The sequence below is a fragment of the Flavobacterium noncentrifugens genome (genome assembly GCF_900100375.1).
In the GTDB taxonomy this organism is placed as follows: domain Bacteria; phylum Bacteroidota; class Bacteroidia; order Flavobacteriales; family Flavobacteriaceae; genus Flavobacterium; species Flavobacterium noncentrifugens.
In genome coordinates this window covers 114,926-130,423 of record NZ_FNEZ01000003.1, presented here as the reverse complement: position 1 = coordinate 130,423, position 15,498 = coordinate 114,926, and the positions used below count along the sequence as shown (strand labels likewise).

Annotated in this window: 8 protein-coding genes; 5 read left to right on the top strand and 3 right to left on the bottom strand. The window is 48.0% G+C overall.

From position 1 onward, the window contains the following. Positions 1–316 precede the first annotated feature (316 nt). Positions 317–7,528, top strand: a complete 7,212-nt coding sequence (locus tag BLS32_RS10175) for a hypothetical protein (protein ID WP_091395058.1) — start codon at positions 317–319, stop codon at positions 7,526–7,528. Positions 7,529–7,549: 21 nt separating this feature from the next. Continuing rightward, positions 7,550–7,774, top strand: coding sequence for a hypothetical protein (locus tag BLS32_RS10170; RefSeq protein ID WP_139171740.1), 225 nt, complete (start codon positions 7,550–7,552; stop codon positions 7,772–7,774). Positions 7,775–8,167: 393 nt separating this feature from the next. Here BLS32_RS10170 and BLS32_RS10165 read toward each other — a convergent pair whose 3' ends face one another. Beyond that, positions 8,168–10,525: a PAS domain S-box protein gene (locus tag BLS32_RS10165; protein ID WP_091395053.1), complete on the bottom strand. Its 2,358-nt coding sequence runs from the start codon at positions 10,523–10,525 to the stop codon at positions 8,168–8,170. A gap of 581 nt (positions 10,526–11,106) precedes the next feature. Further along, positions 11,107–11,400, bottom strand: a complete 294-nt coding sequence (locus BLS32_RS18295) for a hypothetical protein (RefSeq protein ID WP_139171739.1) — start codon at positions 11,398–11,400, stop codon at positions 11,107–11,109. Between BLS32_RS18295 and BLS32_RS10160 the strand changes: the two genes are divergently transcribed. The 3 genes from BLS32_RS10160 (at position 11,387) to BLS32_RS10150 (ending at position 13,100) form a co-directional block, all read left to right on the top strand. Next, complete coding sequence (locus tag BLS32_RS10160) at positions 11,387–12,139, top strand: alpha/beta fold hydrolase (protein ID WP_217639563.1); 753 nt, start codon at positions 11,387–11,389, stop codon at positions 12,137–12,139. The genes BLS32_RS18295 and BLS32_RS10160 overlap by 14 nt on opposite strands. Positions 12,140–12,482: 343 nt before the next feature. Beyond that, the gene (locus BLS32_RS10155; protein ID WP_091395048.1) at positions 12,483–12,782 is read left to right on the top strand and encodes a hypothetical protein; all 300 of its coding nucleotides are present in this window, start codon (positions 12,483–12,485) and stop codon (positions 12,780–12,782) included. Between the two features lie 123 nt (positions 12,783–12,905). Further along, positions 12,906–13,100 carry a hypothetical protein gene (locus tag BLS32_RS10150; protein WP_091395045.1) on the top strand — a complete coding sequence of 65 codons (195 nt, stop codon included), beginning with the start codon at positions 12,906–12,908 and terminating at the stop codon, positions 13,098–13,100. A gap of 1 nt (position 13,101) precedes the next feature. On the opposite strand, the gene BLS32_RS10145 is transcribed toward BLS32_RS10150, so the two are convergent. Beyond that, entirely contained in the window at positions 13,102–15,459 is a 2,358-nt protein-coding gene (locus BLS32_RS10145) for a T9SS type A sorting domain-containing protein (RefSeq protein ID WP_170227601.1), read from the bottom strand. Positions 15,460–15,498 lie beyond the last annotated feature (39 nt).

The window sequence follows — 15,498 nt, the reverse complement described above, 5'->3', positions numbered from 1 at the left end:
CGCTATTTCGTACTAAAAGTTTAAAGGAAGCGCGGTTTTATTTTTGGTAAGTTAAAGGAATTTAACAGGTTAACGGCGAATAAAATCGGTAAAAAACATATTTTTGTAAAAAAAAGAAGTAATCCCCCACAAATTCACTGCTATGAAAACCTACTCACTTCATTTCCTTATTATTTAGTTTCCCGGAGTTTTTATAAAATGGCCAAAGCCGGTTTGTTATTCATAAACAAATCAGCATTGGCCCTATCGACACATCCAAAATTGCGTGCCAGATTTCTTTGGCGGCCTTGTCCATTCACACACAAAAACTTCAAGAATGAAAAAAATCCTACTTTTCCTTTGCATGCTTTCGTTGCCTGTAACGGGCTTTTCACAAGCCCTATCGGGAACTTATGTCGTGGGCGCGTCCCAGGCTTTCCCTTTCAATACCCTGACAAATGCAGTCACCAGGATCAATACGGTTGGCGTATCCGGACCGGTGCTGTTCCTGTTGGACAACACCGAGTACAGCAATGCCTCCGGAGAGGTTTTTCCAATAAAAATTTCACAGTTTTCCGGGACTGGCACCGTCAATACCCTGCGGATAAAACCCAACACAGGGAAAAACGTTACGATCATATCAAATCCTAATGGAAGTGGCTATCTGGGCGTCCCGGCAGCAATCCAGCTCGACGGGGCCGACAATATTGTCATCGACGGCAGCAATACCACCGGCGGTACCACCAGGAACCTGACCATAACCAACAACGACAACATCAGTTACCTGGCGCGCACCGCAGTATGGATCGGCTCAAACGGCAGCAATGGCGCTACCAACATCAGCATCAGCAACACGAAAATCCGGATGGCGAACCGGAACCAGGAGCAGCTCCTGTTTTCAGGGATCTATTCGGGAAGCAACAGCCTGGGAACCAACAATACCATTAACGTGGCGGCAGCGACTGCGCCAAACGCCCAGCTTGCAGTAACGAATAATGAATTTATAAATGTGCGGCAGGGAATTTACATCAATGGCAACAGCGCGGCAGCGTTGCAAACCACTGATGTGCAGGTTGTGGCAAATGTGCTCGGAAGCACTACCGACAATGAGAAACCTTCACGTGCGATATACCTTTCAAACATCAGCCTTTTTAATATTACAGACAACACCATCTCGGGCGTTCTGAACAACAATTACTCGAACCCGAACCTCAGTGCGATAGAAATTGAAAATGCAGCGGGATACACCATAAAAAGAAACACGTTAAGTGACATCAGACTGACCACCAACGCGATGGTGGGATATGCCATGTGGATCAAAGGCACCAACAGCAACGGGGTCATTTCAGAAAATAAGGTCAGCAATGTTAAAAATACAGGCTACGGCATCATGAGGGCATTGAGCCTTGAAATGGACGCAGCCAATGCTTCGGGCATGCTGCTGGCCAACAATTTCCTGAGTGACATCGCGTCAAACGGCACAACGACAAATACCGCCCATGGGATTTATATCGGCAGCGGGAGAAACATCAGGGTGTACTTCAATACGGTTTCAATGGCTGCGGCCCAGACCGGTGCTTCAGCGGCATTGTATGTGAACGGCGGAAGCGAACTGGATGTGCGCAACAACATTTTCCTGAACAGCAGCCACACCGGTACACGTTATGCATTGTATTCGGCGGTAGCTGCCTCAGCATACACTTTTATCGATTATAACGATTATTATTCTCAGCCTGTAGGGTTTTTGGGCAGCGACAGGGCATCGCTTGCGAATTGGAAAACCGCTACCGGAAAAGACGCCAATTCAGTCTATATCCTGCCCGTTTTTACGTCAGCAACCGACCTGCACCTGCCAGCCGCTTCCAATACAACACTCGACAACCTCGGAACGCCTTTAGCAGCAATCACGACCGATATTGATGGCAGTACGAGAAGCACCACCCAGCCGGATATGGGCGCAGATGAATTTTTCGTTGCCCCGGTATTGGCCGCGCAGCCTGCAACACAGGCATCTGCGGTAAATTTCACGAATACAACCGATTCAGGTTTTACGGTAAACTGGACCAATGGAAATGGCGCCAAACGGTTGCTTTTAATCCGCAGTGGCAGCGCCGTAAATGCGCCGCCGGTTGACGGGATCAGTTACAATGCAGCCGCGGCATTCGGAAACGGATCACAGATCGGAACCGGTAATTATGTAGTCTATTCAGGAACCGGGAATTCGGTCATCGCAACCGGATTGGCTGCTGCAACAGTTTACCATGTTGCGGTCTACGAATTCAATGGCGCGGCAGGGACCGAAAATTACCTGACAACCACCGCGGCCACAGGCAACAGGACGACCCTCAACGCTTCTTACGGTTGGCAGATCACCAGCCAGAATACTGTAAATACCATTACGTTTGATGCGACGGTGGCCGGCGTAAATACTGGTGTGTTCCAGGGCAGCGGGATTTCGGCAGTGCCTGCTTCGGGCATGCTTGACTCCAATGGCTGGTCGGCCACAGGTTTTGTTGACGGCACAATTCCGTTTAGCGGAACCAATGACAATGGCGGATTCGGCCGTGGCGCATCTGCCGGAGGCGTGTCTGATGGCGGGATCTACGCATTCAGCACCTCGGCGAACAATGCAGCATTGGGAATCCAGCCTGCCACCGGTGATTTTGGTCCCGGGTCGGTATCGCTTCGTTTCCAGAACCAGACCGGAGCTGCCATCACATCGCTGAGCATCGGTTATAAAGTTTACATATACAACGACCAGGCCGCTTCGAGCAGCTTCAATTTCAGCCATTCCGCAGACAATGCGGCCTATACGAATATCCCGCAGCTCAATGTCATTTCTGCCGAAGCCGCGGATGCCGCACCGGGCTGGAAAGCGAGCTACAGGGTGGTCACGATTACCGGCTTAAATATCGCTGCCAACAATTATTACTACCTCAGGTGGTCGGGTGCGGTAGTTTCCGGAACTGCCGACTTTGACGAATTTGCGCTTGATGATATCATGCTTTCCGCCAATCCGTCAACGAATTATGCCGCTTTTAATGGCATTGCAGATGATTTTGTGTTGCATGGCAATACCAGTTTATCAGGCGATACGACGGTGCAGACCAATCTTACGGTCAGCAGCGGCAAATTGGCCATTGGCAGCAATACCCTTACATTGGGTGGAACGGTCACCAATACAATTGCTGGCGGACTTAAAGGAAGTGCTGTGTCGAATATTACGATCAACGGCAGCAGCAGCCCATCCCTGAGTTTTGACCAGACCACTATCGGGACGACCAATCTTGTCAACAACTTTACGGTCAGTTTTGCTGCCCCCAAAACCGTTTCGCTGCTCAATCCGGTAGTGGTGAACGGCGCACTTTCAGTAGCGCTCGACCAGATATTGAACATGGGTGCGAATGCCCTGACAGGCAGCCTGGCCACAATTTCAATAAACGGAACGCTGCGTACACAAAATACCACCGCATTGGCTATTCCGTCAGGCAAATCCTGGGCCGGCAACGGAACTGTGGTTTATGATGCTTTGTCGGCCGTGCAGACTGCCGTATCGGGAACATACAACAACCTGACGGTTGCTTCAACCGGTGGCGCAGTGGCCGGAGGTGCAATTTCGGTAAATGGCAATTTGGATTTGCCCCAGAACAATCCGTCGGCATCAATGGGGAGTTTGTCAATGGGCAGTTATGTGCTTACGATGGGTGCAAATGCCGCAAATACAGGTGTCGGCGATGTGACTGGCATCACAACCCGCACAACGATCGCTGCAAACACTTTATATACTTTCGGCCATCCGAATGTTTCAATATTATTTCCGAATGTGGGTACGCTACCCACTACAATGAGCCTGAAGACCGCCATTGGCACGGCACCATCGTGGCGAAGCGGAGCGGTAAACCGCATCTACGATTTTACCCAGACAGGCGGTTCGGGTACAAAAGCGGTGATCAAATCGCATTACCTGGACAGCGAACTAAACGGAAATGATGAAAACAGGCTCGTGGACTACGCGCATATTTTTTCATCGAATACGACATTGGAGCAGGGCAGGTCAAATTTCAATACGGATGAAAACTGGATCGAACTGACCAACGTCAATGTCGGGGTTTATTTTGTGGGATCTTTCGGCGCAGTCAACCTTACTTTTGATGAATCCATGGCGGGCTCGTTAACGTGGAACGGATCTGTAAGTGACAGTTGGACCACGGCAGCAAACTGGACGCCAAATGCGACACCGTCAGACAATACTGCGGTGGTGGTACCGGATGCTGCAACGACACCTAACGATCCTTTACTGAATCCCGCAAACTTATTGGGATCACTCCACATTGAGCAGGACGGGATCCTGAATGCGCCCGACAATTCCCAGCTTACAATCAACCTGGGCCCCGGAGCGTGGATCAATACCGGAACATTCAACACCGGTGCCGGAAGCAGCAGGGTCATATTCACCAATGCCGATGCTACCATGGCAGGAGCTACTAATTTTAACAACATCACGATCAATTCAGGTGCCAGCGTAAGGCCGCTGACCGGGAATGTCATGCGCATCGCAGGGAATTTTAGCCTGCTGGGCAGTTTTCCGGCAGGATCAATAGATAATACGGTCGTATATTCGGGAACCGGCCAGGCCATTGCGATCCCGACAGGGACTTTAGCGGCCTACCACAACCTGACCATCACGGGTAGCGGCGCCGTTTTTCCAACATCTTTAAATGTTGCAGGGAACCTGGTGCTCGACAGCGCAGTCGATTTTGCCAATAAGACACTGGTAATGAATGGTTCCGATTTGCAGACTATAGGAGGGAACACGGCACCGGTATTCAACAACCTTACGATCAACAATACCGGTGGAGAGATTGCTCTTGCTAAAAATACAACCGTTAGCGGCACATTAAACCTGCTTGCCGGAAATCTTGTGATTGGAAACAATGACCTGACCCTTGGCGCAAATGCAGTAACAGGAACCTTCGGGGTTACAAAAATGATTGTAGCCGATGGTGCAGGGGTAGTCAAAAGGCCTTTTACAGCCACCGGATCTTATTTATTTCCGATAGGCGAAAAAACAAGCAACCCGGCATACAGCCCAATTACGGTGGCCGTGACATCGGGGACGTTCTCAAATGCCTTTGTCAGCGTTTCGGTGACCGATGCGATACATCCTGACAACCACAGCCTGCAAAATTACATCAGCCGTTACTGGACGGTCAGGGAAACCGGGATTACAGGCGCTATAGCGACCATCACGGCAAATTACATCACGCCCGAATTGCTTACACCGGCATCGTCTATGGTGGCGGCACAGCTGACAGGAATTTTTGACGTGCAAACCAATCCATGGATGAAATACCAGGCTTTGAGCGGGCTCACGCTGACAGCAGCAAATGCCCCATTAACCAACCAGCCTTCGTTCTTCACCGGCATCAAAGGGGGTGATTTTACGGCACAGGTCGCAGGGGCAGGCACATTTTGCGGGAACGAGGAGGTGAAACTTACCGCTTCTGTTACGGGTGGCGATGCGCCTTACACATACAACTGGTCTGCCGGGCTTGGCACTGAGGCTTCGGCCACGCCGCCAACCACTGTTGTTGGGACAACTCCATATACTGTGACGGTAAAAGATGCCAATGGCATTTCGGCTACTGCCAACGCCAATGTGACGATTACGCCGGCAGCAGCAACCGGAGTGAGTTCGGCAAACCAGACGGTTTGTTTTGGATACGCGCCTTCTGATATTACAATTTCAGGATATACCGGCCAGATTGCTTATTGGCAAAGATCGGACAATCCTGATTTTACGAATCCGATCACGATCAATACGATAGTGGGAACTTTAACCGGGGCTGATGCAGGCGCAGTGACAACAAATACGTATTTCAGGGCTGCCATTTCAAGTGGCGTGTGTCCTGTGGTATTTTCAAACGCGGTTGAAATAATTGTAAAATCAACAATCTGGAACGGTTCTTCCTGGAGTAATGGCGCGCCTGACAGTTCGACCAGCGCAGTCATCACGGCAAATTATAACATGCCGGCAGCCATTCATGCCTGCAGCCTTACTGTTGTCAATGGCGCTGTCGTTACCATCCCGTCTGAGGCGCATGTAACCCTGAACGGTGCGGTAATTGTCAATGGCGGCAGCCTGACTTTCGCGAATAATGCCAACCTGACCCAGCTGACCAATGAATCAAACTTTGGAAATATCGTGGTGCAGCGCAGCAGCACACCACTCTTCAGGCTCGATTATACGATGTGGGGCTCGCCGGTTACCGGAAGTGAAAACCTGCACAACTTTTCTCCACAAACGACAGACAACCGCTTTTATATTTTGAATACGGGAACCGGCTTATTCGCGGCTACCGACCCATTTGCCACAACGTTCGGGAAAGGTGCCGGTTACCTGATCCGGATGCCAAACAACCATATCGCTTATACTGCAACGGCAACCGCTTTACCGTGGATGGGTCAATTTGTCGGGATACCTGTAAACGGCCCGGTTGCATTGCCGCTTGACATTTCAGGCCAGCGCTTCAATTTGGTTTCCAATCCATATCCTTCGCTGCTTGACGCAGATGCTTTCCTTGACGGCAACCAGGAGAATATTGAAGGGACGGTTTATTTCTGGAGGCGACGCAACAATGCACCAGTGGCAGGCGAACTTACCAGTGCGTACTACGCAACCTATACCAAGGCAGGCGGGATTGGAGTTGAACCCATTGCGACCGCATCAGATACGAGTGAAATTCCAAACGGGTTGATACAAATAGGGCAGGGATTCCTGGTCAAAGCATTGGCTGCACCCGCAACCGGTACTTTGTCTTTTGGCAACGAAATGAGAAGCGACGCCACCAATGAGGGCCAGTTTTTTAAACTTCAGGACACGCCGCAGCGCAGCAGGATCTGGCTCAATCTCACAAATTCCGATGGTGCTTTTGGCCAAACGCTACTGGCTTACATGGAGGGCGCTGAAAATGGGGTAGACCGCACCGACGGCAAATATATGAACGATGGGACGCTTTCATTCTCGTCATACCTTGATGGGACGGAATACATCATTCAGGGCCGCGCGCCATTTGTAGCATCGGATGTCGTGGCGATGAATTTTAAAACGCCGTCCGACGGCAATTACACCATTGCCATAGACCATACCGACGGCATTTTTACTGGACAACAGGACATTTTCCTGCGTGACAAACGAACAGCTGCCACCCAAAATTTAAAGGTTGGCGCCTACACATTTGCCTCGGAAGCTGGAAATTTTAACGACCGTTTTGAAATATTTTATGACAATACATTGGCTGTTAATGATCCGGTTGCGGGCAATGGCGGTATAATCGCATACAGGCAAAATGGCGCTATCGTGATCAACAGCGGCAAAGCATTGATGGATGCTGTTAAAGTGTTTGATATCCGCGGAAGGCTGTTGTTTCAGAAATCCGGAATCCATGATGCCGAAGAGCGGCTTGATGCAGCAGGCCCACTGCAGGTACTTATCCTGCGCATTGCGATGGAAAACGGCACTACCGTTACAAAAAAAATAATCAATTAAAATTTCGTAAACAAAATCTACATGAAGACTTCATTATTTAAAGCCTATATCTTTTGTTTCGCAATGCTTTCCGATTTTATCATGTTTGCACAATTTCCAACTGAAGACGAAGACGGCGATTTGCAGGGTGATGATACGCCTGCCGCGACAATTAACAGGAAAGTGGTATGGCTGGCGGTTGCCGGGATTCTCTTTGTTTTCTATCGTTTTAAGGGCGATGCAGGTGGCAGAAAACCATCCCAGTAAATAAAGATAACGAGCCTGGAGAAATACCAGGCTCGTTTCATTTAAAGAAATTAAGGTGTAATATGAACATAGGTGAGCCATATTGCATGATACCTAACAGCGGATTAACGGCATCCCAACCGGCCACGTTGCGTTTTTACTTCCGGGTAAAAATTGTAAAATTCATGATTTTCTGGCGCCTCAAAGACAACGCCTGGCAAATACACCGCGTGCTGAGTCTGCACTAAAGATCATACTCACAATCGCAATGCGCATGTACAGCAACGTCATTGCTAACGACATCAAAGCAACCCACACGGCCAACAACACAGCAAATTCAAAAGCCCTGTCATTGAGAGCGAAGCGACTCGCCCTTGGAAAAGCCTTCCTTTCGCTGTGTAGCAACACAGTTAACTACACAGGAAACACTATGGTAAACCGCGTGCCCTTTCCAGGGCTGCTTTCAATGCCAATATGCCCATCCAAAGCTTCCACCTGCGTCTTCACCATAAACAGACCGAGGCCTTTGCCGGGTTTGTGGTTGTGGAAGCGTTTGTAAAGTCCAAATACATCGTGGCTTCTTTTTTTCAGGTCAATGCCTAAGCCATTGTCGGAATAGGTGATGACAACAGTGTTGCCAACAATTTCGGACTGGATGTGGATGACCGGTGCCGCATGGTGCAGCTTGTATTTGATACTGTTCGAGATCAGGTTTTGGAAGATGCTGTAAAGGTAGCCTTTAAGCGTGTAAATTTCGGGAGCCCTGTCAAAATCAGTGGTAATATGTACATCTTCAGCAGTGATAATGTCCTGAATGGCCGTGTTGATATTATCGGTCACTTCGCTGAACAACACAATTTCTTTTTTCTCAGAATGATTGTCCTTGATCTCGAGTATGGTATTGAGGTCACTGATGATCTGGTCCAGCAGTTGTACCGAAAACAGGAGCTTGTCCAAGATGAGTGCTTTGGTTTCGGCATCGTATCCGTCGGAGCGCAATTCTTCCGACAGCCCTATGATATTCGCAACCGGGGAGCGCAGGTTATGGGAAACAATGTAGCTGAACTGCTCCAGGTCGCGGTTGCGGCTGCTGATATCCTGGATCATCATCGTGCGCTCCGCTTCTGCTTTTTTCTGGCTGCTGATGTCGTAGGCCACGCCCAGGATCGCTTTTTGCCCTTTTGCTGTCCGGGCATACGGCACACGGATGGTGGTAAAGGTTTTGTGCTCGTCTTTGAAATTCGTAAGTCCGAGTTCGCGTACCCCAGTGCGACCTGTGGTCATGATGCGCGGATCCAGGTCGAGCAGTGAGTTGCTTTCACTAAGATTGCTTACCACATCCGTAACGGCTTTCCCAATGAGGTCGGCCGGTTTTTTGCCATAGAAAAAAGCAAAGCTTTTATTGACAAATATAAACAAGCCCTGCTCATCAAGGCCATAAATGAGCTGTGGGATGCAGTCCACGATGTGTCGGAGGTTGCGCTCAGATTGCAGCAGTGCAGTTTCGGCCGCTTTCATGTCGGTGATGTCGTGTACGGTGCCAAACAGGGCCAGCACGCGACCTTTGTCATTCAACTCATATTCGTAATGGATGGCGATATGCCTGATGCTGCCATCGCGGCGCACAATGCGGTAACTGAATGTCGTATCGTATGGATCGGCCCGGTTAAACGAGATTTTTTTTACGGCATCCAGATCTTCGGGGTGTACGAAAGACAGCCAGTTCTCATACGACTGCTCTTTTTCATCCGAAGACAACCCGTAAATGCGCAGTGCCTCATCCGACCAAACGGCGTTGCCGGTCCTGAAATTGATCTCAAAATTTCCGGTATTGCCGATCGCCTGTGCATTCCTGAGCCTGATTTCGCTGCTGCGCAGTTTCTGTGCATCATCTATGAAGTCCAGCTGATTGCTTTCGAGTTGGAGTGCATAAGAAATATCGTCAGCAATGCCGGCGCAAATTTGCAGGGCTTTGGGAGAAAAAAACTGTTCCGACCCCTGGTACAAATTTAAAAGCCCGTAAACCACCCCGTCGACTGAAAAAGGCAACGCTGCGAAAGAACCTTTTAGGTCTGTAAAAGCATCCGGGGCAAAAAGCGTCAGCGGGATTTCATGGGTAGCGGCCGGCTTCAAGGTACGGATTGCTTTTGCCTGTGCATCACGGACATACGCATATTCTGCTTGTTCTTCTGTGATCTTAGAAAATAGGGCCGGAGGAAACAAACCGAAATCGGTAGTGTCGGCTTCAGCCGCACTGATCCAAACCATTTCAAAAATGCCGCAACCTGCAGCCACGGTGACAGCTTCCTTAAGCATCCCCGAACGGTCCTTCCGGAGGCGGAGGCCTTTAATGATGTCCCGGGCACAATCGTATAAGCCTACAAGTTTTGCAGCATCGTCCAACTGCGCAGGGTGTTCACTTTTAAAATTCAGGCAGATTGCATTCCCGTCCGCAATTTTGCGGAACGTGCAAAAAAAGGTTAGTACACTGCCGTTATAGTGCAACAGCCGCATCTCTACACCCTGATTGTTGTTTTCAATGGCATGGCGGGTTTCCGAAAGCCATAAAGCATAAACAAAACGGTCCGGGGCATATACCAGTTCCTGTGAATCGGATATGTCCAATAAATCTTTCTCGCTGTAACCAAGCAGGCAGGTAGCTCCCGTAGATGCATAAAGGACAGGCCCCTGCTTCGAAATGAGTATGGAACCTTCAATGATGCAATCTGGTACGGATATGAGTTCTGCAGTAGGGTTGTTGTAAATTTCCATAAAATGGTGCGCTGGTGAAAACCCAGTTGGTAAAGGTAGGACTACCAGATACTGACAATTTACATGATTACGCGAATAGGTTGCAACTTACGCGGGTGGCTATATGGTGACTCAATCTATAGGATTGGTTGCGTTGCAAAAGTGCTGAAGCCTGGCCGGCTTTTGCTATGGCACTTACTAGCGGATATCGGCTCACGAGGCAGGCCGCATATCGGCAATAAAAAACATTCGGGGCATGGTCTTGGATGGGTTTACATAAGTTTTCGAAATTACCTCGGTTAGAAAAAAATACCAATGCAAAGCACAAATACAAGACCTGTTTTGGCATCAGTGAGTCGTCCTGTCAATCTCGGGTATTTCTTCAGAGCTTTATCAAAAAGATCAAATACTTCTGACAATAATGTGACATTTTTAGCTGTTTTATAGTCTTTCTTAAAAAAGTGCAATGAATAAGATTATAACAACCATTTTGATTATCCTCACAAATTGTTTTATGCCAGTTCCCACTGATATAGTTAAAAGGTCATCAATCGGAAGTTAAAAAGCAAAAGATATCCGGACGGTATCGATTCAAAGTGGCGTTATTGAAATGTTGGTTTGGGGTACTCTGCAACATTTTGACTATTTTTACGCAAAAAATTTTGAATGCCTCTTACTGAACAAATTTGCAATCCGTTGCATAGACGTACGGAGATCTTTTTAACCGCAGCATAAATGGTAAATCTGGCCGCAGGGCATGCAGAAATAAGAATGTTTATTGGCTTTACTGATACATCATGGGCAACTGAAGCCCATAAAACAAAAAATATAAACTGCTTTATTGGAGTCTTTCCACAAATAAAATAGGTAATGAAATATTCAATGTACGTACTCATAATGTTGGTGTTTTTATCTGTTTGCCAACAGGTGTCTGCGCAATCGCGCAGGCCGACAGTTGTAATTGTCCAGGGCGCATTCGGAGGCAGTTGGGGTTATCGCAAAGTTGATTCCTTGCTTACCGCAAAAGGCTGCAACGTATACCGCCCATCTTTGACAGGATTGGGTGAAAGGGTACACCTGTCTTCTCCAGGAATAGGATTGCATACGCACATTCTCGATGTGGTAAACACCATACTGTATGAAGACCTGCATGATGTGGTATTGGTCGGTCACAGTTATGGCGGGATGGTGATCACAGGCGTGGCCGACAGCATTCCGGAAAGAATACAGAAACTCATATATGTCGATGCTGCAATACCTGAAAACGGCGAAAGCATTGCGATGATCTGGGGAAAAACCGATAAAGAAATGGAAAAAAGCACAACAAACGGTTACCAGTTGGCAACATGGGTACCTGCAGGAAAGCTGCCGCCAAAAGACGTTCCGCAGCCTATAAAAACATTTACCGATACGCTGGTCCTTAAAAACAGGCGGGCACAAACATTGCCCGGATATTTCATCTCTTGCGGATGGAAAGAAATGGCCGGACGCGCGGCAAATAAAGGATGGCCTGTTTTCAGCCTTGGAACCGACCATAATGTGCAATGGTCAGATCCTATGTCGCTGTCGCAGCTGATCTTCCAGCTTGCAACCAACAGTCAGGATGGCTCGTCCAAGCCCAGCCGCGAAAAATAGGGTATATGTAAAGCGGCTTCCTAATGAAATCATAAAGCGGGTATTCGTAGTTTCGGATAACTATCTATTTACTTTTAAAATTCACAAATTTTCCCGAAAATCCATTGCCGTCACAAACGGACTATTGCAAACGCAGTTTTACCTGATGTTTTATCGCCATAGTAATCCACAGCAATCTATACCGAATACTGCGGCTTTGGGATAGCCTATTGACGCTTCTCTAAAACAGCGAAAAAAGTGATTTCAGGTGGAAAAATGGAAAGAATACATCGCAAAATGCGAATATTGTAAAGTTTTTGAGCAGTAGTAGCCATAACTTTATACTACCCAAAACTTGACAACCATGAAAATTACGCCTACCGTAGAAGTAAAATGCGATTGCAAAATCCCATTTCAGTCCGAGCTGGAACACCATCTCGAACAACTCATCAGCCGTCCTGAAAATCCTTCAAATTTCCAGACCGCCGCCAATCTCAAAAGTTTAGCTGCCGTCCTGCACCACAGGCTGATTTTTATTAAGGTGACACATCCGATCAAAGACATGCGCCCGAGGCTGCTCAAAAAAGTGAAGCAGTTGTTGAACAAAGATCTGGTAGGCACTATCAAAGGCACAAAAAATGAAATTACGCTGATTTTACTTTGAATCAAAGTGGCTTACAAGAATTAGCCGCTGAAAAACGCGTATAAAATATCTGATCTGCGACATGGCAGATTAAGGCATTTGTTTTGGAGTTGTTTTGGTTTCGTTTGCAAAAACGGCTTTTTTGTGAACAACAGTAAAAAATACCAAAAGGAAAGTAAAACAAATGGTGTCTATTGGCGCAGTGGCATGACAGGCAAATGGAAATCAATTTTACCGGCGCAGCGGTCATTTACTGATGCTGGCCTAGAGATGACAGATAGCTCTTCACAAAACAAAAAAAGCTGCCCAACCGGACAGCTTTTAAATAAGAATAACTGATTTAAGCTTTGATAACCTTGATTGTTTTTGTCTGGCTGCCAGCAAAAATTTTAACCAGGTAAGTGCCTTCCGGCAAAGTGGACATGTCAATTCCGGACTGTTTTTCATTCACAGCTTTTGCCATGACTTCCTGCCCTAATAAATTGAAAACCCTGACGGTAGTAATGGTTTTGAAATACGACAGGTTCAGGATGTCTTTCACCGGATTTGGATAAGAAACAAGCCCCGCATAGTCAAAATCGGTACTGGCCAGGCTGGCATCATAAGCCGAAATGACAAACGCACCTTGCGTGCCCCAGGTTCCATAAGCCCTGATGTAAAGTATTTCTCCCGGTGTTCTTCCTGTTAGCGTTACAGATGCAAACGTATTCATATTGTCACTGCCACTTCCGCTGCATTCAATCGGAGTGAGGGCAGCGCAATCCCCGGAATACAATTGCAGGGCGGTGTCTGATAAATTCAATGTTTCTGCATTTGCCGGGCCGGTTCCGATCGTAAGATTTCCGGAAGCAGGTACTGCCACGGTATACCAGACATCTTTACCGAAATTTCCGAAAAAGGCATACGCACAAGTCGGTCGTGGCAATTCAGGGCTTGGGCTTGCGCCATGGTTTGTAGTCAGCAGTGAACCGGCGTCCATATCATTTCCCGGAATCAGTGTGATTGCAGCAGCACAGTCGTCATTTGCCGACGGGCAGTTGCTAAAAGATTGGATGTTGTAAGTCATGACACAATCCCCATCTCCTTCATCCGAAACGGTAAACAAAACCGGCGTATAATCTGCGTAAGGGCCAAATTGGTACGTACCTGTCGCTGTGATGCTCTGCGAAGCACTTCCCTGATCGTCAGACAAAGCAATGCTGGTTGCCGTGCCCAGATCGGTTACTTCGGCATTTACATAATAGCCATTTGTGTTTGGGCAGTTAAAAAAGGGATTGAAATTTACAGCCGCATTCGTACAAGTCGGCGGGCAAACTTCCTGCGTCACAGGCTGGCCAACTAAAAAACAACTTGTTTCATCATCATTGGTCACGGTGAAAGTCACTAAAGTATTGTTTGGATAAGGGCCAAACTGCACCTGTCCTGTCGCGGTTAGGTTTTGAGGCGTACTTTCCTGGTCGTCTGTAACGGTCACCGAAGCGGCAGAGCCCAAACTAAAAACATCGGCGGTGACCAGAAACTGTTCGCCATTGGCGCAGTCAGGAACGACCGTGTAAATCGCGTCCGGAGTCACGCAGCTGCTTAAATTCCATGCCAATGTAAAATTGCCACTGTTTCCGTTAAATCCGTCCTGCACCCAATAGAAGGTCTGGTCGGTTCCGGTATTGTTCACATAATTGTACACGGTGCTTTCGTCATCGAAACATGTCAGTTCAATCTGGTTGTCGCAGCTTCCGAAAAACAATGTTGCCATTGCATCATAATCGGTGGCGGTCATGCCGATGGTAAGCGTATACGTATTCGGAACCAGCATCGAATAATACACATCTCCGGCTGCGCGGTTTGTGGCGCAGCTCGTATTGTTCTGGTTGGTGGCCCCGATGGTGGTTCCATTCAAAGGCGACGTTTCAAGTGCCAGATCGACCGCATCGGAGCAAAAATTGTTCGCTGGTGCACAAATGGTTTGGTTTTGCGGGGCACTGGTAATAAAACAATTGGCATCCTGGTCATTGGCAATTGTAAAACTTACGGGCGTTCCATTGGCATACGGACCAAAAGTAACGATGCCGGGAGCCGCAATGCTTTGGCTGTTCGTATCAACACTGTTCGTGATTGTCAACGAGGTGGCAGAGCCCAGGTCTACCACAGCTACCGCTACCAAAAATTGGTCTGCAAGGCCACAATCTGAATGTACGGTATAGGTCGCCGTTGCATTGGTACAGGTGTTTGCGGCAATGTTTAAATGATACGCGACTGTTTGCGGTGCAGGCCATGAGGAAATGACGAAATAATACGTCTGGCCAGTGGTCACCGGAAACGCTTCAATAGAAAGGTAGCCTGCACTGTTGATGTCTTCCATAACAGCGGCTGCGAGGCAGTTTTGCCCGATATCAGAACAACTGCCATAAACAAACAACCCTACAAAAGAAGATTCGGTTGACAAATCCAAATGGATGGCTCCATCGAAGTCTGCTGTATACGCATAAACGACATCATTGCCGTTCAGGAAAGTATTTGGCGTGCCGCAGCTTGAAAAATCGCCGGGCGTTCCGTGGTATTCGTTTCCATAATTGGCGGTATCGTCTGTGGTTGAATAGGGCAGGGAAACAGGCACTGCATCTTCACACAAACTCGCCTGTCCGGATGAACTGAAAACAAATCCGAAAAGAAGCAACAATAACAAAATAGTTTTTTTCATGGTTTTGTGGTTTAATATTTCTTCAAATGTAGGCCAAGC